Source organism: Nocardiopsis sp. NPDC101807 (assembly GCF_044766605.1).
Lineage (GTDB): Bacteria > Actinomycetota > Actinomycetes > Streptosporangiales > Streptosporangiaceae > Nocardiopsis > Nocardiopsis tropica.
In genome coordinates this window covers 260,697-283,266 of record NZ_JBIWMK010000005.1, presented here as the reverse complement: position 1 = coordinate 283,266, position 22,570 = coordinate 260,697, and the positions used below count along the sequence as shown (strand labels likewise).

At 74.6% G+C, this 22,570-nt stretch carries 20 protein-coding genes and 1 pseudogene; 9 read left to right on the top strand and 12 right to left on the bottom strand.

Translation table 11 applies throughout. The annotated features are described in order from the left end of the window. Window positions 1–135: 135 nt before the first annotated feature. On the top strand, window positions 136–1,293 hold the full coding sequence (gene xylA / locus ACIRPH_RS17445; RefSeq protein WP_402915419.1) for a xylose isomerase: 1,158 nt from the start codon (window positions 136–138) through the stop codon (window positions 1,291–1,293). Between the two features lie 287 nt (window positions 1,294–1,580). On the opposite strand, the gene ACIRPH_RS17440 is transcribed toward xylA, so the two are convergent. Further along, on the bottom strand, window positions 1,581–1,835 hold the full coding sequence (locus ACIRPH_RS17440) for a DUF397 domain-containing protein (protein ID WP_402915416.1): 255 nt from the start codon (window positions 1,833–1,835) through the stop codon (window positions 1,581–1,583). After that, a complete protein-coding gene (locus ACIRPH_RS17435) occupies window positions 1,832–2,647 on the bottom strand; it encodes a Scr1 family TA system antitoxin-like transcriptional regulator (RefSeq protein ID WP_402915413.1) in 816 nt (271 codons plus the stop codon). The genes ACIRPH_RS17440 and ACIRPH_RS17435 overlap by 4 nt, the downstream gene beginning before the upstream one ends. Before the next feature lie 335 nt (window positions 2,648–2,982). Here ACIRPH_RS17435 and ACIRPH_RS17430 point away from each other — a divergent pair, with 335 nt between their 5' ends. After that, the gene (locus tag ACIRPH_RS17430; RefSeq protein WP_402915411.1) at window positions 2,983–3,465 is read left to right on the top strand and encodes an ATP-binding protein; all 483 of its coding nucleotides are present in this window, start codon (window positions 2,983–2,985) and stop codon (window positions 3,463–3,465) included. A 153-nt stretch (window positions 3,466–3,618) separates the two neighbouring features. Then, a pseudogene (locus ACIRPH_RS17425) lies at window positions 3,619–3,780 on the top strand (BldC family transcriptional regulator); the annotation flags it as partial. Between the two features lie 539 nt (window positions 3,781–4,319). Here ACIRPH_RS17425 and ACIRPH_RS17420 read toward each other — a convergent pair. Further along, a complete protein-coding gene (locus ACIRPH_RS17420; protein WP_402915409.1) occupies window positions 4,320–5,303 on the bottom strand; it encodes a LacI family DNA-binding transcriptional regulator in 984 nt (327 codons plus the stop codon). 310 nt (window positions 5,304–5,613) lie between these two features. On the opposite strand from ACIRPH_RS17420, the gene ACIRPH_RS17415 reads away from it, so the two are divergent. Together ACIRPH_RS17415 and ACIRPH_RS17410 are read left to right on the top strand one after the other, a co-directional pair. Continuing rightward, a complete protein-coding gene (locus ACIRPH_RS17415; RefSeq protein ID WP_402915407.1) occupies window positions 5,614–5,994 on the top strand; it encodes a hypothetical protein in 381 nt (126 codons plus the stop codon). Window positions 5,995–6,004: 10 nt separating this feature from the next. Continuing rightward, the gene (locus ACIRPH_RS17410) at window positions 6,005–6,643 is read left to right on the top strand and encodes a hypothetical protein (protein WP_402915404.1); all 639 of its coding nucleotides are present in this window, start codon (window positions 6,005–6,007) and stop codon (window positions 6,641–6,643) included. 118 nt (window positions 6,644–6,761) lie between these two features. Here the strand turns inward: ACIRPH_RS17410 and ACIRPH_RS17405 are convergent, their stop codons facing one another. Then, window positions 6,762–7,247, bottom strand: coding sequence for a DUF6194 family protein (locus tag ACIRPH_RS17405; protein WP_402915402.1), 486 nt, complete (start codon window positions 7,245–7,247; stop codon window positions 6,762–6,764). A gap of 96 nt (window positions 7,248–7,343) precedes the next feature. Between ACIRPH_RS17405 and ACIRPH_RS17400 the strand changes: the two genes are divergently transcribed. Continuing rightward, a complete protein-coding gene (locus tag ACIRPH_RS17400; protein ID WP_402915400.1) occupies window positions 7,344–8,063 on the top strand; it encodes a MerR family transcriptional regulator in 720 nt (239 codons plus the stop codon). Window positions 8,064–8,160: 97 nt separating this feature from the next. On the opposite strand, the gene ACIRPH_RS17395 is transcribed toward ACIRPH_RS17400, so the two are convergent. The 6 genes from ACIRPH_RS17395 to ACIRPH_RS17370 all read right to left on the bottom strand — a co-directional run bounded on the left by ACIRPH_RS17395 (window position 8,161) and on the right by ACIRPH_RS17370 (window position 17,527). Beyond that, the gene (locus ACIRPH_RS17395; protein WP_402915397.1) at window positions 8,161–10,602 is read right to left on the bottom strand and encodes a PEP/pyruvate-binding domain-containing protein; all 2,442 of its coding nucleotides are present in this window, start codon (window positions 10,600–10,602) and stop codon (window positions 8,161–8,163) included. A gap of 218 nt (window positions 10,603–10,820) precedes the next feature. Further along, a complete protein-coding gene (locus ACIRPH_RS17390) occupies window positions 10,821–11,540 on the bottom strand; it encodes a class I SAM-dependent methyltransferase (RefSeq protein WP_402915395.1) in 720 nt (239 codons plus the stop codon). Between the two features lie 11 nt (window positions 11,541–11,551). Further along, a complete protein-coding gene (locus tag ACIRPH_RS17385; RefSeq protein WP_267947713.1) occupies window positions 11,552–11,923 on the bottom strand; it encodes an STAS domain-containing protein in 372 nt (123 codons plus the stop codon). A gap of 351 nt (window positions 11,924–12,274) precedes the next feature. Next, on the bottom strand, window positions 12,275–13,318 hold the full coding sequence (gene meaB / locus ACIRPH_RS17380) for a methylmalonyl Co-A mutase-associated GTPase MeaB (protein ID WP_402915391.1): 1,044 nt from the start codon (window positions 13,316–13,318) through the stop codon (window positions 12,275–12,277). A 61-nt stretch (window positions 13,319–13,379) separates the two neighbouring features. Next, entirely contained in the window at window positions 13,380–15,605 is a 2,226-nt protein-coding gene (gene scpA, locus ACIRPH_RS17375) for a methylmalonyl-CoA mutase (protein WP_402915388.1), read from the bottom strand. Continuing rightward, window positions 15,602–17,527, bottom strand: a complete 1,926-nt coding sequence (locus tag ACIRPH_RS17370) for a methylmalonyl-CoA mutase family protein (RefSeq protein WP_402915385.1) — start codon at window positions 17,525–17,527, stop codon at window positions 15,602–15,604. The genes scpA and ACIRPH_RS17370 overlap by 4 nt, the downstream gene beginning before the upstream one ends. 435 nt (window positions 17,528–17,962) lie before the next feature. On the opposite strand from ACIRPH_RS17370, the gene ACIRPH_RS17365 reads away from it, so the two are divergent. Next, window positions 17,963–18,793: a transporter substrate-binding domain-containing protein gene (locus ACIRPH_RS17365; RefSeq protein WP_402915382.1), complete on the top strand. Its 831-nt coding sequence runs from the start codon at window positions 17,963–17,965 to the stop codon at window positions 18,791–18,793. A gap of 179 nt (window positions 18,794–18,972) precedes the next feature. After that, entirely contained in the window at window positions 18,973–19,761 is a 789-nt protein-coding gene (locus ACIRPH_RS17360) for a DUF4184 family protein (RefSeq protein ID WP_402915380.1), read from the top strand. A gap of 55 nt (window positions 19,762–19,816) precedes the next feature. Here the strand turns inward: ACIRPH_RS17360 and ACIRPH_RS17355 are convergent, their stop codons facing one another. Together ACIRPH_RS17355 and ACIRPH_RS17350 are read right to left on the bottom strand one after the other, a co-directional pair. Then, complete coding sequence (locus ACIRPH_RS17355; RefSeq protein WP_402915377.1) at window positions 19,817–20,215, bottom strand: spore-associated protein A; 399 nt, start codon at window positions 20,213–20,215, stop codon at window positions 19,817–19,819. Window positions 20,216–20,244: 29 nt separating this feature from the next. Next, window positions 20,245–21,873 carry a serine/threonine protein kinase gene (locus tag ACIRPH_RS17350; RefSeq protein WP_402915374.1) on the bottom strand — a complete coding sequence of 543 codons (1,629 nt, stop codon included), beginning with the start codon at window positions 21,871–21,873 and terminating at the stop codon, window positions 20,245–20,247. 358 nt (window positions 21,874–22,231) lie between these two features. Here ACIRPH_RS17350 and ACIRPH_RS17345 point away from each other — a divergent pair, with 358 nt between their 5' ends. After that, the gene (locus ACIRPH_RS17345) at window positions 22,232–22,480 is read left to right on the top strand and encodes a hypothetical protein (protein ID WP_402915371.1); all 249 of its coding nucleotides are present in this window, start codon (window positions 22,232–22,234) and stop codon (window positions 22,478–22,480) included. The last annotated feature ends 90 nt before the right edge of the window (window positions 22,481–22,570 follow it).

Sequence of the window (22,570 nt, the reverse complement as noted above, 5' to 3'; positions counted from 1 at the left end):
CCGGGATCCGGCCGGGCGGGACGGGTCCCCGCCGCCGGACCGCACCCGGTCCCGACACCGGACCGCCGCACCGTTGACATTTAGTTGTCTGTCTAGACAAACTGATCGGAGGCCCCTACCCCCAGGAGACACGTCATGAGCGACTACCGGCCCGTGCCCGCGGACAGGTTCACCTTCGGCCTGTGGACGGTGGGCTGGCGCGGCGCCAACACGTTCGGCGACGCGGTGCGGCCGCCCCTCGACGGCGCCGACGCGGTACGCGCGCTCGCCGGCCTCGGCGCCCACGGGATCACGTTCCACGACGACGACCTCGTCCCGCCCGGGAGCTCGGCCTCCGACCGCGAGGCGATCCTCAAACGGTTCCGGGCCGCACTGGAGGAGACCGGGCTCGCGGTGCCGATGGTGACCACGAACCTGTTCACGCACCCGGTCTTCCGGGACGGCGGGTTCACCTCCAACAGCCGGGACGTGCGCCGGTACGCGATCCGCAAGGTGATCCGCAACATCGACCTGGCGGTGTCCCTCGGCGCCCGGACCTACGTGTGCTGGGGCGGCATGGACGGAGCGGAGTCGGAGGCGGGCAAGAACGACCACGCGGCCCTGGACCGGCTGCGCGAGGCGTTCGACATCCTGTGCGGCTACGTCATCGAGCAGGGCTACGACCTGCGGTTCGCGATCGAGCCCAAGCCGAACGAGCCGCGCGGCGACGTGCTGCTGCCGACGGTCGGGCACGCGCTGGCGTTCATCAACGAGCTGGCGCACCCGGAGATGGTGGGCGTGAACCCGGAGGTCGGGCACGAGCAGATGGCCGGGCTGAACTTCGCGCACGGCGTGGCCCAGGCCCTGTGGGCCGGGAAGCTGTTCCACATCGACCTCAACGGGCAGCGCGGGGTGAAGTACGACCAGGACCTGAGGTTCGGCGCGGGGGACGTGAAGGAGGCGTTCTTCCTCGTGGACCTGCTGGAGAGCGCCGGGTACGAGGGCCCCCGGCACTTCGACTTCAAGCCGCCCCGGACCGAGGACATGAGCGGGGTGTGGGAGTCCGCCTCGGCGTGCATGCGCAACTACCTGATCCTCAAGGAGAAGGCGGCGGCGTTCCGTGCGGACCCGGAGGTCGTGGCCGCCCTGGAGGCCTCGCGCGTGCCGGAGCTGTCGGTGCCGACGCTGGGCCCGGGGGAGAGCCTGGCCGACGTCCTGGCGGAGGAGATCGACCTGGCGGAGGTCGGGGAGCGCGGTTACCACTTCGAGCGCCTGGACCAGCTCGCCCTGGAGCACCTTCTCGGCGTCCGCTGACCCGGCCCCGGAGCGGGGGCCGCCCGGCCCCGCAGAGCATGGAGGGCCCCGCCGCGGGCCCGGACGGACCGACGGGGTCCGCGGTGGGAGCGGGTCGGCCGGGGCGGGGCGGCCGGGAGAGGGGCGGCGTGACCTCGGACGAGTACGGGAAGCGACCGCGCCCTGACGCTCCGGGAGGGGACTTTGGTCACCGGCACAGGCGGTGACCTGCGGGTAGTCTGGTCGGGCAGAACACGACCGCCCCCTGCCAACAGCCCTGGCAGGGGGCGGAACTGTGTGCGGGACTACTAACCGCGGAGTGCGAGACGCAGTGCGTCCCATTCGCGGACCGGCACCGACAGGTGGCCGGACCCGCGGTTCTGCGTGTCGCGCAGGAGCACGCGCGAGGCGGCGGAACCGGTCCGGGCCTCCACGCGATCGCCGTCGGCGCCGCCGTAGCCGGACTTGCGCCGGGTCTCGCCCATCGCGTGAACGCGTGCCTCCACGCAGTTCCCGCCGTCGCCGTTGCTGTAACTGGACTTGTGCCAGCTCTGGCCCATCATGCGCTACCGCCTCGAATCTGTTCCATCAGAGACCGTGATGCGGGAACCGGCAGGGCGGCGCTCCTCAGCTCCGCGAAGGTCCGGTCGTAGCTGGCCACGATCTCCGGTTCCTTGAGGGACATGCCCGCTTTGTGGCCTTCGACGTAGGCGAAAGTGCCACGGTCAGGGGCAGAACTAAGCATAAACGCGCCCCCCAGACCGGCGTGGCCCTCTGTGCGCATCGGGACGACCTGGAGGGTGATCCGGGGCCGGTGCGAGGCCTTGATCAGATGGGTGATCTGGGCCGGCATCACGCCGGGGTCCGAGAAGCGGCGGAGCAGCAACGTCTCGTCCAGCAGCACCGTCACCCTGGGGGGATGGGGTCTCTTGAGGATCTCCTGCCGTTTCAGCCGCGCCGTGACGATCTGCTCGATGGCGTCCGGGGAGGCGTGCGGCGAGCCGATCTGGATGACGGCCCGGGCGTAGTCCGCCACCTGGAACAGGCCGGGCACCAGCCCCAGGGCGTACTCGCGGATCTCCACCGCGACCTGCTCCGCCTCGGCGACGTCGCGGAAGTAGGTGTTCATCCCGGACGGCGAGAAGGCCGTGTCCCAGGAATTCACGAGAACGTCGTGTGCGATAAGCGCCCTGTCGATGCGTACCACTTGCTCACGCCGTGTCCCTTTGATACCACGTTCCAACTCGCTGACCGTACTCTGGGCGATCACGGCCGCCCGAGCCAGTTCGTGTTGCGTCATACCTGCTTGCAGGCGGTATTTGCGCACCAGTAGACCGAACCGCTCGCGTGCGGAATCCACTTCTCCACACCTCATCGCTCATATCGCTGGATTATCGTTTGTCATCGCGCGGCATACGAAAGGCAACGTCTTTCCTAATGAATGTAGACCAGGAAATGCCACAAGTGGAAGAGTCGTCGCCGGGAGGGGCCCGGACCGGCCACGATGCGGCGGCACGGGGTGCTCCCGGCCGCCCGCCCACCGGTCGGGAGGTGCGCATCCGAGCCGGAAGGACCGGACACGCGGGGCCGCTCCGTCCACCGGGGAACAGGGTGGGGCGGCCCCCCGGCACGAGTCGGCCCGGAGGCCGGGGACGCAGACGGCCGCCGGGACGAGGCCCACCCGACGACAGAGACCACGAGGTGAGACGTATGCAGCCTGCCGCCGCACCCCCGGCGCCTCCCGGCCCGGACCCCGAACCCGTTCCGTACCCGCACCGCCTCCGCTTCGAGGAGCGCCACCGGAGCGGCATCGTCCTCGGCCCCGAACCCGACTACCGGACCCTGGACTCCTGGGTGCGCGGAACCGTCCTCGGCCCCGCGTCGGACAGGGTCGCACGCGTCGCGGTCGCCCTCGCCTCGAACGCCCACCGCCACTCCCTCAGCGGTGAACCGGGCGGGAGCGTACGCGTCGTGATCGACCAGAACCCGTTCCTGCTCACCGTGCGCGTGACGGACGACGGCCCCCGGCCCGGGGCGGAGGTGCCGTATCCGCGCCTGGGGGCGCCCGGCCGGGGGCCGCTCTCCGGTCTGCGCCTGGTCGAGGAGCTGACCGTGTACTGGGACTGGGAGTGGGAGTGGCGGGGCACCACGATGGGCCCGCTCACGATCCGCGCCGTGGTCGAGACCCCCTGAGCCGGGTGCGGCGGTCGGCCCCCGCCGCCGCAGCCCCGCGCACCCGCGGAACCCGCAGACCCGGGAACCGCAACCGCATCCGCATCCGCATCCGCACCGCCCACCGACCGAGGAGACCGCTCCGTGCCCGCCCCTTCGCTCCGGCCCGACCTCATGGACACCGCCGAGGACCTCCTCACGCCCGGCGAGGTCGCCCGCCTGTTCCGCGTGGACCCCAAGACCGTCGCCCGCTGGGAGAAGGACGGCCGCCTGTCCTCCGTCAAGACCCTGGGCGGCCACCGCCGCTACCCCAGGTCGCAGATCACCCACGTCCTGCACGCGGGAACGGGCAGCGGCGAGGTCGTCCGCGCCCTGGAGGAGGTCCGCGCCCTCGCCCTGGAGGTCGGGGCGGTGGGCGACGCCGGACACATCGCGGCCCTCATCGACACCCTGCGCTCCGGCCGCGGCTGACCGCGCCGGACGGGAACTCGTACCACCGGGCCCCGCGGCCGCGCCGTCCCGGCCACGACAGGGGCCCGACACCGGAAAAGGTCCCCATCTCCCACACTGTTAACAAAAGTGTTCAATACCGACACCGAGCATTGTCCGGACCGGAACGGGAGAACCATTCCTTCTTTTCCGAACTCCCTGAACTGCGAGAAGGCGAAGGGGCGCGATTTTCTTCGCCTCTTCCGCGAAAAACGGCCTCCCCCTCGCTTTTCTCCTCTATCCTGTGGCCGAACAGGCATCCCTATCCGCACAATGTCCCCGACCGCGGTCGACCGACCCCCGGCGCCGGGGGCGGCGCGCCCGACCCCTTTCACCCGAAAGGAATATCGGCGGGCGCCGTCCGGCCTCGGGCGGGAGCACGGTGTTCAGGGCCGGGGCGCGGTGCTCTCCCTCGTGGTCAGCCTCGGCACCTGGAGGGTCACCCCCGGGTGCGCGGGCCCGTCGATCTTGTCCATGAGCAGGCCGACGGCGCGTGCGCCGACCTCCTCGGCGGGGAGGTCCACCGAGGTCAGCGGCGGGACGCCGGGCGGGACGGGCCCGATGGCGACCACGGAGAGCCCCGGGACGGTACGCCCGTGCTCCGCGAAGGCCTCGAGCAGCGGACCCACCGAGGGTTCGTTGTGCACGATGAGGCCGGTGACCCCGGGGTGTTCCCGGACCAGGGCTCCGGCGACCTCGCGGACGGTCTCGGGGGAGCAGGGGTGCGTGGTGGCGACGACCCCGCGCTCGGCCGCCGCCTCCTCGAACCCGGCGACGGTGCGCTCGGCGAACCCCGTGCGCCGCTCGTACACCGACGGGGGCTGTCCGACGAACGCCACCTCGGTGTGTCCCAGGTCCGCCAGATGGTGCACGCAGGCCGCACCGGCGGCCGCGAAGTCCAGGTCCACGCAGGTCAGACCCTCGGTGTCCTCGGGAACCCCGATCAGGACGGACGGCAGGTCCAGGGAGCGCAGGACGGGCACGCGCGCGTCCTCGGCCTCCACGTCCATGACGATCACGCCGTCCACCATCGCGCTGCCGGCGACCCTGCGCAGCCCGTCGGGCCCCTCCCCCTGCGTGAGGAGGAGGACGTCGTGGTCGAAGGCGCGGGCCGCGGTGACCACCGAGACCGCGAAGCGCATCGCGACGGGGACGTGGACGTCCTCGCGCAACGGGATGACCAGGGCGATCACGTTGCTCCGGCGGCTGGCGAGCGAGCGGGCGCCGGCGTGGGGCTGGTAGCCGAGCGCGTCGATGCTCTCGCGCACCCGGCGCGTGGTGGCCTCGGAGATCGAACGCTTGCCGCTGAGGACGTAGGAGACCGTGCTGGGCGACACTCCGGCGTGCCGGGCCACATCGGAGATCCGCAAGTGCCGTCCCGTCCATCGTCGAACCGGTTCGAAGCGATGTTACGCACCGCGCCGGACCGGCGCAACGCCTCGCCGCCACGGCCCGGAGCCGGTGGTTCCGGCGGGGGCCTGGGCGTATCCGGCGCGCGGACGGCGGTGGACCGCGCAACCCCGGGGGCGGCGGGGCGGGGGCCGGACGCGCACGCGGCTCCGGGGCGGAGGCCGGTGCGGTACGGCGCCGGGCGAACCGGTATGGCCGGAATCAGCCAGAACAGGGCGCGGAGCGCACACCCGTCGTTAGGGTCGGGATGTCCTGCCCCTCGGAGGCCCCATGTCCGGCACCCCCGTCCTCACCGTTCTCGTCTCCACGCTGACCGTCCTCCTGTTCGCGCTCCTCGGCCTCGTGGTCCTGGCCCTCTCCTTCGCGGCGCCGCCCGGCCGCAAGGGGCTGGTGGCCGCGAGCGGCTCGCTCATCACCGTCGGAGCGCTCCTGGGCGGACTCGTGCGGGCGGGCGGCCACTACGTCCTCACCGGCCTCGGGTACGAGGCCGTTCCTCCGCTCCTGTTCACCCTGGTCGCCCTCGTGCCCGGCCTCGTGTCCGCGGCGGGACTGCTCCTCCTGGTCGTCGCGGCGACCAGGCGCGCCCCGGGCCCCCACGGTCCCCCCGGGACGCCGCCTCCCCCCGTCTCTCCGACACACCAGGCGTCCTGAGGAGGCCGACGTGTACATCCTGAGCCTCCTCGTCACCGGCGTGGTCGTCGCGGGACCGCTCGCGGCGGTCGGGGTCGTCGCCCTCGTACGCGCCCGCAGGGCGGCCCGTTCCCCGGGCACGGTGCGGACCGCCGGCGCCCTGCTCCTCGCCGCCGCCCTCCTCCAGGCCGTCGGCGCCCTCCTCCCGCCGGCGCTCATCGCCTCGGGGCTGCCCCCCGACCGGTACCTCCTGGTCAACGGCATCGCGCCGATGGTCCTCGACGTCCTCGACGCCCTGCTGGTCTGCGGGGCCGTCGTCCTGCTGATCGCGGCCCTGATGCGGGCGAGGCCCCACCCGGCCCGGGGGCCCCGGCATCCGGGGGCGCCCGTCCCGGGACCGCCACCGCGTCCGGCCCCCCGGGGGCGGCCGGACACCGGCTACCCGGCTCCGGGCCGTGCGGCCTCCGCCGGGTACGGCTCGCAGCCGGTGTACGGCGCTCCGGGCCCCGACGCCTCGGGCCCCCGCGGCGTGCCGTACGGCGACCGCGGTGCGGACACCGGCGGGAGCGGCGGTGACGGCGGCGGCTCCGGAGGTTCGGGCTGGGGCGGCTGGGGCGGCGGAGGTGACGGTGGCGGCGGTGGTGACGGAGGGGGAGGCGGCGGCATGTGACCGCCCCCGGGAGACGGGGGCCGGGCGGCGGGCGGCGCCACCGGCCGGGTTCCGCCCCGACCGCCCCGGCGCCTCCGACGGCGGACCGGCGGGCCCGCCCCTCCGGCCGCCGGGTCCGCTACCGGAGGCGGGCCGGGTCCTCCCCGGCACGCCGCTCGTAGCGCGCGCGTGCCAGGCCGTGGGCGGTGCCCAGCAGGTCACGGACGGCCGACTCCGTGCGCGGGCCCGGGTCGACCACGGCCAGCCAGCCCAGCGTCCCGTAGACGGGGTGGGCGACCAGGACGTCGGCCTCACTCGGGTCGGACCCGTCCGCGGCCGCGTCACGCGGCCGGCGTCCCATCCTCTCGGCGAAGGCGTCCTTGCCCGCGGAGATGTTCAGGCGGAAGGCGCCGGGGCGGTCCAGGCGCGACGACGTGTCCTCCGGGTAGTCCTTCGTCACGATCGTCGCGAACGGCTGGGTCGTCTGCGGGACCTCGCCGTCGGGAGCGTAGTAGAAGAACGCGTCGCCCCAGCTGAGCTCGGGCGAACCGTCCCCGGGCCCGGGCCGGAGGGTCAGAACCCCGTCGAGGCCGCCGACGAACTCCATGATCTCTTCCATGTTCATGCCTTCTAGTATTCACTTCATGTGCTTGTGGAGACCTGGCGCCGAGAAAGCCCGGGAAGACCGGTGAAAAGTCGCAAGTCGGCTGCTCTGCGAACCGTGGACGTCGCACGCCGTGCCGGGTACTCGGTCCAACAGGTGCGCAATCTCGAACGGGACGGTGTGCTGCCGCCGGCGCCGCGCACCGGGGCGGGCTACCGGGCCTACGACGCGTCCCACCTGGATTCCGCACTCGCCTACCGGGCCCTCGCGCACGGCGCGGGGCCCGTGGAGGCCAAGAGGATCATGCGGGCGGTGCACGCGGGCCCCGGCGGGGAGCCGCTCGCGCTGCTCGACGCGGCGCACGCGCGGCTCCACACCGAGCGCCGGGCACTCGCTCTGGCCAGGAGGGCCGCCGGCCTGATCTCCGCCGAGCTGATCGGTGACGTGCGCCCCTCGGACGCCATGGGCATCTCCGAGCTCGCCGCCGCGCTCGGCGTGCGGCCCTCGACGCTGCGGCACTGGGAGGCCGAGGGCCTCGTCGCGCCGACCCGTTCCCCGCCGCGCGGTGCGCGGCGGTACCTCCCCGACGACGTCCGTGACGCGCGGATCGTCCATCAGCTGCGCCTGTCCGGCTACCGTGTCGCCACGCTGCGGGCGATGATGCCCGAACTGCGGCGCGCCCGCCGGTGGGAGGAGGTGGCGACCGCGCTGGACGCCCGGGACGCGGGCATCGACGCCCGGTCGAGGTCCCTCCTCGACGGCGCCGCCGCCCTCGCCGCGCTCGTCGCCCGGGAAGGGGAGCCGCCCCCCGGGGCGAAGGGGGACCGGCGTGGGTGAACCGGGCCCCGCACGCCGCCGGCGACGGGGGGAGGGGGCTCCCCCTCCCCCCGCCCCCTCCCACCCCCGCCCCTTCCCCGCCCCTCGGTCCCCGTCCTCAGTCCTCCAGTCGGACCGTGCCCGCGCCGCCGTCGATCGTGATGGTCCGTCCGTCGCGGACCAGCTCGGTGACGCCGGGCACGCAGATCACGCAGGGGATGCCGTACTCCCGGGCCACGGTCGGTCCGTGCGCCACCGTCGAACCGGTCTCCACCACCACCCCGCCCGCGGTCATGAACAGCGGTGTCCATCCCGGGTCGGTGGTGGGCGCGACCAGGATCTCCCCCGGCCCCAGCGACGCCCCGACCGGGTCGTGGACCACCCGTGCCACACCCGTCGCGGTGCCCGCGGACGCGGCCACCCCGACCAGTGCGCCGTCCCCCGCGGAGAGGGCGGGGAGGGTCGTCTCCACGTCCGTCCCGTCGGACAGCAGCACGGGGGGCACCCTGCGGCGCCGGCGCTCCCGCGTGTACACCGCCCGGCGCTCGGCGACGAGCTGTCGCCGGTCCGCCCCGTCCAGCGCCTCCCGGGCCTCCTCCAGGTCGAGGAACATGATGTCGTCGGGAGCGTCCAGCCTCCCCTCGGCCACCAGGGCCTCGCCGACCAGGAGGAGCTGGCGCCGCATCTCCCCGATCGCGAACAGCCACGCGAACTTGGGGTACTCGCGGAGGCCGGACAGTGCGCGCGCCCGGTCGAAGAAGAACGCGGCCAACCTGGCCCGCACCGGTCTGGACCCCGTCGCGCGGCGCACCAGCTCGTCCCGCATGCGTTCGGCCTCCGCCGCCGCGCGGGCGAAGCGCCGGTCCGGCGCCTGGTCGGGGTCGTCCACCCGCAGGTAGTTGGCGATCACCCCGAACAGCGGCGCGGGGTCCTCCGCCCAGCGGGGCACGCCGACGTCGATCTCGGCCGCGCCCCGGTGGCCGTAGCGTTCCAAGAAGCCGCCGAGCCCGAACTCGGGCAGCTCCCCGGCGCGGTACAGCTCGGCCAGCCGTTCGGGGGGCGTCTCCACGAACAGGGCGCGGTGGTGGCCGGCCTCCTCCGCGAGGCGCCACAGGGCCAGGTCCATCTCCGTGGTGACGTTGTGCGGCATGCCCCCGAGGACGGTGGCGACCTCACCCGGGTTCGCCACGCCCCGGAGCAGGAGTTCCGGCGCCTTGGCGGAGAGGATGCCGGTGTACAGGGCCCCCAGCATGGGGGTCATACCGCCCGTCATCACCGGGACCTGGACCCCCTCCGCGAAGGCCAGGCGCTCACCGGCCGTGACGACGCCCCTGGAGGACTCGGTGATCTGCCGCCGGATCCCGGGGCCGGCCCGCAGGACCCGGCGCCTGGCGTCGTCGGGGAAGGCGAGGGCGGTCACCGCCCCCGCGACGAAGTCGCGTGTGAGCGGCGCGAGCCCGGCGACGATCCGGGCCACGGCGCGCGGGTCGACGCGCCCGCCGCGCCGGGGCGCGAACCGGGGGTCGGCGAGGAGCGCGCGCACGGACGCGGCGGTCCGGGGGCCGTAGACGCCCGTCAGCCCCGGCAGGAGGCCGCGGATCACCCGGTTGCGCAGGAACGGCGTGAGGTCGAGGTAGAACCTCCCGCCCACCTCGGCGACCGACCGCTCCCCCGCGCCGCCCCTCGACGCCCCCACCGCGCGGAACCACGCGAGGCCGGCCACCCGGAGCGCGGAGAACCCCATGGGGGTGAAGGGCCGCAGCATGCCCTGCATGTTGCCGGACTCGAGGTAGGCGCGCGGCCCGTCGGAGGGCGGGGGGAGGGGGAACAGGGTGGTGATCGGGCGCGACTGGAGGATCCAGGCGGTCCCGTCGTGGTCGACGGCCCACTCGACGTCCTGCGCGGCGCCGAAGTGGGCCTGGAGCCGTGCGCCCGCGGCCCGGAGCTCGTCCACCTCCCCGGGGGAGAGGCAGCCGTCCCGGGGTCCGTCGGTGCTCCCGTCGGGGCGGACGACGTAGTGGTCGGGCTCGGCCGTGCCGTCCACGACGGCCGTGCCGAGCCCCGGCACGGCGTCGAGGACCGTCTCCCCGCGGGTGCCGGTGACCGGGTTCGCGGTGAACAGCACCCCGGCCGCGCGGGGGCGCACCATGCGCTGGACGATGACGGCCATGCGCACGGAGGCGTCGTCGATGCCGAGGTCGCGCCGGTAGGCGACGGCGCGGTCCGTCCACAGGGAGTCCCGGCACCGCCCGACGGCGGCGAGCACGTCCTCGACGCCCTCGACGTCGAGGTAGGTGTCCTGCTGTCCGGCGAAGGAGGCTTCGGGCAGGTCCTCGGCGGTGGCGCTCGACCGGACGGCCACGGGCCCGCCGCCGAGCGCCGTGTACGCGGCGGCCACCTCGTCCTCGGGGACCGCCCCGGAGGCGTCCGCCGCGGTGGTCACGCAGAAGCCGGGTGGGACCCTCTCACCCGCCCTGATCGCCTCGCCGAGCCCGGCGGCCTTGCCGCCGACCAGCCCGGCCGAGTCCGCCTCGATCCGATCCAGTGGAATCACCCGCACGGCCGTCACCTCCGTCTTCCCGTCCTCCTCCATACTTCCCCGCGGGAGCGGGGTGCACCGGGTTGTCCACAGGGCGGATTCGGGTCGTTCCCCCCGACTGCCGGGCGGGGCGGGAGGGCCCCGCGCCCGGCTCCCCGGGGAGCGGGGGCGGCCGCGCCGCGCGCGGCGCGGGGCGGGAGGGGGCCGGGGCGGGAGGGGGCCGAGGCGGGGCACCTGGTTCAGGCGGGGCGGTGGTACACCAGTGAGTACCGCCAGAACAGCAGCCTGCGCAGTCGGGCCCCGGGCAGGCGCCTGCCGACCGCCTCGGCGATCTCGCCCATGTCCATGTCGGGCTCGCGGACGGGCATCTCGGCCGTGGGGCCCACCTTGTGCAGGTCGGGCGTGCCGGTGAGGGCGCGCGCCAGCCCCAGGCCGACGCCGATCGCCCACTGCGGGCCGAGCGCGGCCAGGCCCACGGCCGCGTCGGTCCCGCCGCGCTCCCGGTAGTGGCCGAGGACGGCCAGGGTCCCGCCGGGGGCGAGGGCGGACGCCATCCGTTCGAGGGACGGCCCGAACGGCATGTGGTGGAGGCTGGAGACCGCGCTGACGAACCCGTACCCCGCCGGGTCCAGTTCGGCCTCCTCCAGGGAGGCCACCCTGTAGTCGATCGGCAGGCGGGGCGGTGTCAGCGTCCGTGCCAGGTCGATCATCCGGCTCGCCGGGTCGATGGCGTCCACGGCGAACCCCCGCGTCGCGAGGACCCGGGCGAACCTGCCGCCGCCGCAACCGACGTCGAGGGCCCGGGGCCGCGCGCGGAGCGTGTCGCGCGAGGCCCCCGAGGGGCCCCGGCGGTCGGCGCGCGGGCCGTGCCCGAGCGCCTGGCGCAGGAGGTGGCCGTGGTAGTGGCTGTTGTGGTCCCACGAGAAGTCGACGGGACCCGGGGGGAGAAACCGGCTCATGCGGCCGGAGACTACCCGGCCTGCCGCTTGGCCTCCAGCGCCTCCATGGCGGCGACGGCGGTGGCCACGGTCTGGTGGACCGGGACCTGGCGGTGCAGGCCGACCAGGCGGACGACCTTGGTGACGCGTTCGTTGAGGGCGGCCAGTGCCAGCGATCCGCCCATCTCGCGAACGGTCCGGTAGGCGTTGATGATGACGTTCAGGCCGCTCGAGTCCATGAAGTCCAGACCGGACAGGTCCAGGATCAGCCAGGGACCGTGGTCCTTGACGGCGGACTGGACGTGTTCCTGGAGGTCGGCGGCGGTCGCGATGTCGAGTTCTCCCTCGATCGCGACGATGACGCTGCGGCTCTCTACCCGCGTGCTCAGCCCAAGCCTGTGCACGTTCACTCCTCCCGGCCCCACATTGAGATGGTGAGGGGTCCCTCGCTTAACCATACGCAGACAGGCGAGTCGCGCCCACCCGGCCCGGCGCCACTCCCACGGAACCGGACCACCGAGGGCAGGACGCTTGCGCATCCGCGAGTCTGGTAAGTCGTTGGACACACACGGTATAAGCGAACCGCCCGTTCGGGAATGGCATAGGGCAAGAAATTTTCGCCTCGTGGGCACGAACCCCCCTCCGGCCAGGTGGTATCACCCGTTTACGCTGGGTCATTTCACGACATGGAACCCCCTGCGGCCGCACCCGCGTCGAACACCGGCGCCGGTCCCCCCTGTCCGGTCACGGTGTGTTCACCCCTTCGGGGAAGCGTCACCCTGGGTGAAGGCCTCCAGGAGGGTGAGCGCCGCGAGGGTCGCCGTCGTCTCCCCCGAGCGCACCCCGTCCTCCGCCCCCGGGATGAGGGAAGTCACCCCCGGGTCCCGCAGGAACGAGTCCATCAGCCTGTCCCGCACCTGGTCCCACATCCAGCTGACGCCCTGTTCCCGGCGGCGCTCCCCGAAGGCGCCGTCCGCCTCCAGCGTCCGGCGGTGCCGGAGGACCGCCTCCCACACCCCGTCCAACCCGTCCCCGGAGAGGCCGCTGCACGTCAGGACCGGCGGGCGCCATTCCGGGTGCACCGGCTGGAGCAGGCGCAGCGCGCGCGACAGCTCGCGGGCCGCCTTGCGGGCGTCGTCGGCGTGGGGCCCGTCGGCCTTGTTGACCGCGACCACGTCGACCAGTTCGAGCACGCCCTTCTTGATGCCCTGGAGCTGGTCGCCCGTGCGGGCCAGGGTGAGGAGGAGGAAGCAGTCCACCATCGCCGCCACGGCCACCTCGGACTGGCCGACGCCCACCGTCTCGACGAGGACCACGTCGAACCCGGCCGCCTCCATCAGCAGCATGGTCTCCCGGGTCGCCCGGGCGACGCCGCCGAGCGTCCCCGCCGTGGGCGAGGGCCGGATGAACGCGTTCGGGTCGACCGCCAGGCGGGCCATCCGCGTCTTGTCCCCCAGGATGCTCCCGCCCGACCGCGTGGACGACGGGTCCACGGCGAGGACGGCCACGCGGTGCCCGGCGCCGGTCAGCCGGGCGCCCAGCGTGTCGACGAAGGTGGACTTGCCCACGCCCGGCACCCCGGTGATGCCCACGCGGTGGGCCTTCCCGGTGTGCGGGAGCAGCCGGACGAGGAGTTCCTGCGCCGACCGGGCGTGGTCGGGACGCCGTGACTCCACCAGGGTGATCGCCCGTGCCAGCGTCGGCCGGTGCCCGGACAGGACCCCCTCGGCGAGGGCGGCCACGTCGGCCGGCCGCCTCCCGCCACCCCGCGCCCCCGGTACGGATCCCTCGTCGCCCACGCCTTCTCCCCTTCCGGCCCCTCGGCCCGTGTCGCCGTGCCGCCTCGCTGCCGGCGGCCCGCTACAGTCCCTCCCCGTGGCCCCCCAGCCGCTCCTCCAACTGGTCGAGCAGGTCGACGGCGGCCTCCGCGATGACCGTCCCCGGGGGGAAGATCGCCGCCGCGCCCGCCTCGCGCAGCGCCTCGAAGTCCTGCGGGGGGACGACCCCGCCGACCACGATCATGACGTCCTCCCGCTCCAGGGCGGCCAGCTCCTCGCGCAGGGCCGGCACCAGGGTGAGGTGCCCCGCCGCCAGCGAGGACACGCCGACCACGTGCACGTCGGCCTCCACCGCCTGTGCGGCGACCTCGGCCGGGGTCTGGAACAGCGGGCCGACGTCCACGTCGAAGCCGAGGTCGGCGAACGCGGTCGCGATGACCTTCTGGCCCCGGTCGTGGCCGTCCTGCCCCATCTTGGCGACCAGGATCCGGGGGCGGCGGCCCTCCGCCTCCGTGAACTCGTCCACCCTCCGGCTCACGCGCTCCATGAGCCCGGCCGCGTCCGCGCTGCCGGCGGCCTCGTTCCTGTACACACCCTGAATCGTACGGATCTGCCCCGAGTGGCGGCCGAAGACCTTCTCCATGGCGTCGGAGATCTCGCCGACGGTGGCCTTGGCGCGCGCCGCGTCCACGGCCGCGGCCAGGAGGTTGTTCGCCAGGGACTCGTCCGCCCTGGACTCGCGCCCCGCCGCCTCCGTGAGGGCCGCCAGGGCGCGGCGCACCCCGTCCTCGTCCCGCTCCTCGCGCAGGCGGCGCAGCTTGTCCAGCTGCTGGGCGCGCACGCTGGAGTTGTCGACCCTGAGGACGTCGATCTCGTCGGCCGTGTCGGGGCGGTACTTGTTGACGCCGATCACGGGCTGGCGGCCCGAGTCGATGCGCGCCTGGGTGCGTGCGGCGGCCTCCTCGATGCGCATCTTGGGCAGTCCGGCGTCGATCGCGGCGGCCATGCCGCCCGCGCCCTCCACCTCGCGGATGTGCGACCACGCCTTCGCCGCCAGCTCCTGGGTGAGGCGTTCGACGTAGTAGCTGCCGCCCCACGGGTCCACGACCCGCGTGGTCCCGGACTCCTGTTGGAGCAGCAGCTGGGTGTTGCGGGCGATCCGCGCGGAGAAGTCCGTGGGCAGGGCCAGGGCCTCGTCCAGGGCGTTGGTGTGCAGCGACTGCGTGTGTCCCTGGGTGGCGGCCATCGCCTCCACGCACGTGCGGGCCACGTTGTTGAACACGTCCTGGGCGGTGAGCGACCAGCCCGAGGTCTGGGAGTGGGTGCGCAGGCTCAGCGACTTGTCCCCGGTCGCGCCGAGGTCCCTGACCAGGCGCGCCCACAGCAGGCGGGCGGCGCGGAGCTTGGCGACCTCCATGAAGAAGTTCATGCCGATGGCCCAGAAGAACGAGAGGCGCGGGGCGAAGGCGTCCACGTCCAGCCCGGACCTCTGGCCGGCGCGGATGTACTCGACGCCGTCCGCGAGGGTGTACGCCAGCTCCAGGTCGGCCGTGGCCCCGGCCTCCTGCATGTGGTAGCCGGAGATGGAGATGGAGTTGAAGCGCGGCATCCGCCGCGACGTGAACGCGAAGATGTCGGAGATGATCCGCATCGAGGGCCGCGGCGGGTAGATGTAGGTGTTGCGGACCATGAACTCCTTGAGGATGTCGTTCTGGATGGTCCCCGACAGCTTCTCCGGGGGGACGCCCTGCTCCTCCGCCGCGACGATGTACAGCGCGAGGACGGGCAGCACCGCCCCGTTCATCGTCATGGACACGCTCATCCGGTCCAACGGGATGCCGTCGAACAGCTGGCGCATGTCGTAGATGGAGTCGATGGCCACGCCCGCCATGCCGACGTCGCCCGCCACCCGGGGGTGGTCGGAGTCGTAGCCGCGGTGGGTGGCCAGGTCGAAGGCGACGGAGAGCCCCTTCTGCCCGGCGGCGAGGTTGCGCCGGTAGAAGGCGTTGGACTCCTGGGCCGTGGAGAAGCCGGCGTACTGGCGGATGGTCCAGGGCTGGTTGACGTACATGGTCGGGTACGGGCCGCGCAGGTACGGCGGGATGCCGGGGAGCCCGTCCACGAACTCCAGGCCCGCGCGGTCCGCGGCGGTGTACAGGGGTTTGACGGCGATGCCCTCGGGGGTCTCCCACTCCAGGGCGTCCGCGGCCTTGCCGGTGGCGGACTCGACGGCCGCCCGCCAGTCGGCGGGAGCGGTGGGGCCGGCGCCGGGCGGTTCCGGGGCGACGGCGGAGAAGTCGGGGATCATGCGTGCGCCCCCTGGGCTTTCGTGGGTGGAGCGGGCGGCTCGGCGGCCAGGACGTCGACCAGGTCCGTGAGCAGGGCGACCGCGTCGCAGCCCCGGTGGGCGAAGGCGTCCACCCCGGCCTCGCGGTAGGCGTCGCGCGGCGATCCCGCGAGCAGCACCCTGCGGGCCCCGGCGCCCTTCAGCGCCCGCGCGACCGCCTCGGCGTGCTCCTCGTACACCTTGTCCGAGGAGCAGATCACCGCGACCCCGCACCCGGAGGCGGCGAACGCCCCGGCCGCGGCGTCGGCGTCGGCCAGCGGCCCGGGGTCCTGCACCCCCACACCGCCCGCGGCGAGGAGGTTCGCGGTGAACGACGCGCGGGCCGTGTGCACCGCGACGGGCCCGAGCGTGGCCAGGAACGCCGCCGGTCGCGTCCCCGTCCGCGCCTCCCGTGCGTCGCTGCGGTCCCGCAGCGCCTCGAAGTCCGCGGCGTACCGGCGGACCGGGAACCAGGCCCCGGTCACCGCGGCCGGGTCGGGCTCGCGGACCAGCCGCCTCTCGGCCGGGTCGGGGTACTCGCTGACCCCTGTCAGCGGCGACCTCCGGTGCGCGAGGTCGCGGCGGCGGCGCTCCCACACCTGGTCGACGCGCTCGCGCAGCGAACCGTCCGCGACGGCCTCGGCCGCGCCGCCCGCCGCCTCGATCTCCTGGAAGAACTCCCAGCCCGTCCGGTACAGGTCTCCGGTCAGGGCCTCCACGTAGAACGAGCCCCCGGCCGGGTCGATCACCCGCGCCAGGTGCGACTCCTCGATCAGGAGCGACTGGGTGTTGCGGGCGATGCGGCGGGCGAAGTCGTCCGGCAGGCCCACGGCCGAGTCGAACGGGGCGACGGTGACCGCGTCCGCGCCGCCGACCCCGGCCGCGAAGCACGCCACGGTGGTGCGCAGCATGTTCACGTGCGCGTCGCGGCGGGTCATCATCGCCTCGGACGTGGCGGCGTGCAGGCTCATGGAGCGCCGGCCGGCGGGCACGCCGCTGGCGGCGAGCACCTGGTTCCACATGCCGCGGACCGCCCTCAGCTTGGCGATCACGCTGAACTGGTCGGCGTTCGCGGCCAGGCGGAAGCCGATCCGGGAGGCCGCCTCGGCGACCTCCAGCCCGGCCGCGTGCAGGGCCCGCAGGTAGGCAGTGCCTGCGGCGATCGCGAACCCCAGCTCCTGCGCCTCCGAGCCGCCCGCGTTGTGGACGGGGGTGCCGTCCGCGACGAACAGGCCCAGGCCGGGGCGCTCCCGGGAGAGTTCGGCGGCGAGGCGGGCCGGGTCCATGACGTCGGGCCGCTCGCCCGCGCGCGCCGCCACGGTCAGGGGGTCGAAGCCGAGGTGGGAGACGATCCGGCCGTCGGGCACCCCCGCGTCCGCGTGCGCGCCGAGCAGTGCCGCCGCGGCGTCGGCGTGGTCGGCGCCGGGTTCCAGGACGACGGGCGCGAGGTCGAGGTGGACGTCGGCGAGGGCCTCCCCGAGCGCCGAGGGGGGCAGGCCCGCGCCGCCGACGGCGATCCACAGCGAGCCGACGCCGTTCATGAGGTCGGCGTGCAGACGGCGGCGGAGGACGGCCGGGTCGGCGTCGGTGTGGCGGGCGCGGATGTCCCAGCCGTCGGGCACGCTGCCGCCGGGCCGGTAGCCGCGGGTGAACGGGGGCAGTCCCGGGAAGCCCGGGTCCGCGGCCGGGGGCTCCGAGGTGTAGAGGGGCTCGATGTCGAACCCGTCGTAGGTGTGCGTGGCCAGCGCCGACTCGGGTGCATCGGCGAGCTTCTCCTCGGGGACACCGCTCTTGCGCAGCACCCCCGCGACGAGTTCCCGCCACCTTTGTGGGGTGGCGTCGGGAAACCCTTCGGCCAGGTTCGGGGCGCCGGTTCCGGCGGCCCCGCTCTCAGGGACGTCCATACACCGGATGGTAGAGAACCGTGTTCGGTTGCGGGGCTCCGGGGGCCCGTGCCGGGCGTGTCCGCGCGGCGGCCGGGCACGGGGGTCGGGTGGTGTGCCCGCGTCCGCCCAGGTGGCGGGTGAGGAAGCGCTCGGCCGCGCGGTGGAGAGCGCTCCTGTTCCGCCGGTGGCGGCGACCCTCGCGGGGGAGGGCCGGGTACCCGGCGCCGGCCCCTCGGGCGCGGAGGGCGTCGGCGGTCCGGTCGGGCCCGGCACGGACGCCGTCGGCGCGGCGGCGCCGGGGGCGGCAGGGTCCCCGTGCGGCCTCGCCGTGGCCGGCGGAGCCGCGGGCGGTCGGTCCGGGGGGAACCTCCGTCGGTAGCATGACGCGCGTCACACGGCGTCCCGCGCGGTCGGCCTCCGGCGGTCCGCGGGACGGAACACGGAGGAGACACAGTGAAGACCCGCGCCACCGCCCTCACCGCCCTCACGGCCCTGGCACTCGCCACGGGATGCTCCGCCGCCGACACCGGCGGCGCCGGGAACGCCCCCGACGGGGAACGGGTCGCCGGGAGCCGGCTCGACGAGATCCTGGAGAGCGGCACGCTGCGCGTGTGCACGACCGGCGACTACCGGCCCTTCACCTACCTCGACCCCGCGACGGACGAGTTCACCGGGATCGACGTCGACATGGCACGGGATCTCGCCGACGACATGGGCGTGGAGGTCGAGTGGGTCCGGACCAGCTGGGACGACCTGATGGGCGACTTCCTCAGCTCCTGCGACATCGCCGCGGGCGGCATCTCGGTCAGCACCGCGCGCGCCCGGCAGGCGTACTTCTCCGATGCGCTGATGGAGGACGGCAAGACGCCCATCACCCTGTGCGAGAACGTCGACGACTACCGGACGATCGAGCAGATCAACCAGCCGGGCGTCCGCTCGATCATGCCCAGCGGGGGGACCAACGAGATCTTCGCCGAGGAGCACTACCCCGAGGGGGAGCTCATCCGCCACGACAACAACACCATCTTCGAGGAGATCATCGCGGGCAACGCCGACGTCATGACGACCGACGCGTCCGAGACGCTCTGGGTGGCCAACGAGTACGAGGAACTGTGCGCGGTCCACCCGGACGAGCCCTTCGACTACTTCGAGAAGGCCTTCATGCTCCCCCTCGGCGACGAGGTCCTGAAGCACTACGTCGACCAGTGGCTGAACATCGCCCTCAACGACGGCACCTGGGACGGGATCGTCGAACCGTGGTTCGGCGAGGACGCGGAGCTCTGACCCCGGCGGCCGGGGGCGGAGCGGGCCGGACGCGGAACGGGCGCGCCCCGCGGCCCGGCGGTGCGGCCGGGCCCGTCTCCCGGGGCCCGCGGCACCGGGTTCCACGCGCTCGACCGCTCCTCGGGACGCCCGGTCTCCCGGCCCCCGGGGCCCGCTCGGGGGCCCGGTAGCCTGCCGCCGTGCCCTTCACCCTCAGCCACGCCGCGGCCGTGCTCCCCCTGACGCGCACCCGGCTCCCCCCGGCCGCGCTGGTCGTCGGGTCGGTCGTGCCCGACCTGCCGTACTACCTGCCGGTGCCCCTTTCCGCGACGACCACGCACACGCCCGCCGGGCTGTGGCTGGACGTCCTGCTCGGCGGGGCCGTGCTGGCGGTGTACACGTACGCTCTCCGGCCCCCTCTGCACGCCCTGGCCGGCCGGGCGCCCGTGCCGGGTCCCGGCGGGTCCGGGTCGGGGCGGCCGGTGCACGCCGCGGCACTCGCCGCGGCCGCCCTCGCCGCGGGAGCGGTCACCCACATGGCCTGGGACTCCTTCACTCAGGCCGGGGGCGCCCTCGTCCGGGCCTGGCCGCCGCTGAGCGCACAGGTGGTGGGCCCGCACCTGCTCCACAACGTGCTCATGTACGCGAGTTCCGCCCTGGGCCTGGCGGTCCTGGCGTGGTGGGCGTGGCGGAGGCGCGGCCGGGCCGGGGAGGGGGACGCCTCCCCCGGAGCGCCCGGCCCCGGCGCCGACCGGGCGCGTGGTCTCCCGACACCGCGGGCGCGCACCGTCGCACTGGCCGCCGTCGCCGCGTGCGCGGTGGCGGGCGCCGTGCTGAACGGCCTGTCCGAGCGGGCGGCGGCGAGCGGCTACGACCTGGTGCGCTGCCTGCTCGTCGGCGCGGTCACGGGCACGGCGCTCGGCCTCGCCGCGTGGACGGCCGCGTGGTGGGGACGGTTCGTCCCGGCGACGCGTGCGGGAGTCCCCTGACACGGGGACCGCCCTTCGCGCGAAGGTCCGGCCGGGGGGAGCAGCCGCGCCGGGGTCATCCGCAGTTGGTGCCGGTGCGGACGACCCACTCCCCGCCGATCACGCCGCCCCAGTCCACGCACTGCCCGGCCGCGTCCAGGTAGACCGGGCCGGCGTACTGCGTGAAGTTCCCCGGGTCGGTCTGCCACGAGGAGGAGTCGCTGCGCTTGAGGGCGGCGTCCATGTTCATCGGGGAGCCGGGGTCCGAGCGCTCGACCACGACGCAGTTGCGTCCGTTGGCGTTGTTGTACGTGAGGTGGACCGTCCCCCCGGCGATGGAGGTCTGGTTGACCTCCGTGTAGCCGCTCCCGCACTGGCCGCCGTACGCGGCGGAGGCGGGGGGCGCGGTGAGGGCGGTCGCCGCCAGCGCCAGCCCCAGTGCTGCGGCGGCCCTGCGGGCGAGGGGCCTCGACATGTCTCTCCTCACGGTTGCGGTCTTCCCGGCTACCACGGCGGCGTGCCGGAGCCGCTGGCGCGGTGCCGCTCCACCAGCCGGGTGATGGTGACGGCGCCGTCGTCGGCGGTCGTGTAGGTGACCTCGGCCGAGATCGTGCGGCCCCCCTGGTTCACGTAGCCGGTGAGGGCCGACGGGCTGGAGGCCACGGTCCCGGCCTCGCCGTCGCCGACCGCCCCGGCGCCGTCCTGGCAGAAGCTCCACGCGCACAGCACGGTCGCGCCGTCGAGGAGCGCGTACCGGGCGGAGCCGCCGGAGGGCTGGAAGGCCACGACGTGGTCGCCGGAGGGCTGTGGACCGCTCGCGCCGACCCCGGCCCCGACGAGGGCGGTCGCGGTGGCGGTCCCTCCCCCGCCGGGGTCGTCCTCACCGGCGCCCCCCGCGTCGTCCGAGGCCCCCGCGGCGGGGGCCTCGGAGGGCGGCGGGTCCTCCCCGTCCTCCTGGACCGCCGCGCCGGGGCGGCCCCCGACCTCGGAGGGCTCGTCGCCGCTCCCCGCCTCTTCCGCCGCACCGCCGTCGAACCAGGCCGCGACGGGCAGCGAGTCCCAGCCGCCCGCCACGGCGGCGCCCCCGACGGCCGCCCCCGCGAGCAGGAGCAGGGCCGCGGCGGCGGCGAGCACGGGCCACGCCCGCGACCGCCGCCCCCGGGGGGTCCTGCGGGGAACCGCGACCTCGCGCTCCTGCGGCATGCGCACACCGTGCCAGCCCGCGTGGAGCGTGGTGGCCACGGCGTCGCCCGCCCCCTGCGGGCGGGTGACGGGGGTTCCGCCCAGGTTCGCCGCCGCCATCACCCCGGTCACGAGGGCCAGGGCGTCGGGCCTGCGCGCGGCGTCCTTGGACAGGGCCCGCCGGGCCAGGTCCGCGAGCGGCCCGGAGAAGCCCTCCATGTCGGGTTCCCCGCTCAGCACCCGGTGGGCGACGGCCGCCGGGTCGCCGCCGCCGAACGGAGGACGGCCGGTCGCCGAGTAGGCCACCAGCGCGCCCCAGGCGAAGACGTCGTCCGCGGTGCTGATCGGCTCGCCCCGGTAGTGGGCCGGGCTGATCCAGCCCGCCGAGCCCAGGAGCGAACCGGTGCGGGTGAGCGCCGTCTGGTCCAGGGCCCGGGCGATGCCGAAGTCCAGGACCCTCGGGCCCTCGGGGGACAGGATGATGTTGGCCGGTTTGAGGTCGCGGTGCACCACCCCGGAGGCGTGGATCTGCGCGAGCGCCTCGGCGATGCCGACGGCCAGGCCGTACCGGAGGCCCTCCGGCAGCGGACCCTTGTTCTCCTTCAGGTACGCGGAGAGGGTGAGGCCGCGGATGAGCGGCGTGGCCAGCCACGGCTGCTCCCCGCGGGTGTCGGCGGCGAGCAGGGGGACCGCGCAGGCGCCGCCGACCCGCGAGAGCATCTCCACCTCGCGGGCGAAGCGGTCCCGGAACTCGGGGTCCGCCGCGTACTCGGGGTGGACGACCTTGACCGCGACGAGGTCGCCGTCGTCGGCGCGGGCCGCGTACACCACGCCCATGCCCCCGGCGCCCAGCCTCTTGAGCGGCGTGTAGGGACCGACCGCGGCGGGGTCCTGGGGCAGCAGGTCGGTGGCGGTCGCGGGAAGCGACGCGGAGGGGCGTGCGGGAGACATGGTGACTCACAGGTGAGGGTGCGTGGGGCCGGGATCGACGCTTCGGAGACAGGGAGCGTCGGAGAATCAACCGGACAAGGCATCTTAGCGCCGCGCTCGGAGCGGCGGCACGGCAGGGCGCTTCCACACCTGCGGGGGGAGCCCTGTGACCGGGGCCGACCGGTCTGTCGGGGCCTCGCGGCCCTCGGGGCCGCCGCGGCGGCGACGCCCCACGGGTGTGCGGGCACGGCCCGCACGGCGCCGGGGGGGTCGGCGCACGCCCCCCGGGGGCGGGGACCGTGTTAGCATCCCGTCCAACTCGGGGCACGTCGGCCCCGGTTCCCCTCCAGGACGCCAGGAAATACGGAGGATCCACCGCATGAGGAACCCCTTCAGACCACAGGACCATCCCAAGAACCCGACTCCGGGGACGCAGGGCACGGACTCCGGCACGAGCGATCCCGACAAGACCGGGGGGCGCCTGTCACGCGCCCTCAAGGGGAAGATGCCCGAGAACCCGACGCCCCGGAAGGAGACCCCGGTGACCGGCCGCCGGATGGGTGAGAGCAGCTCGGACTGGAGGCGCCGCCAGGGCACGGGTATCGACAGGCACGGCCGTTCCACCTGATCCGGGACAGGACACCGCTTCCTGTGCACGCCTGTCCGGCGCCGGGGCGCGAACCCCGGTGAGGCCGTGCGGGGCGCCCGCGGGGCACGG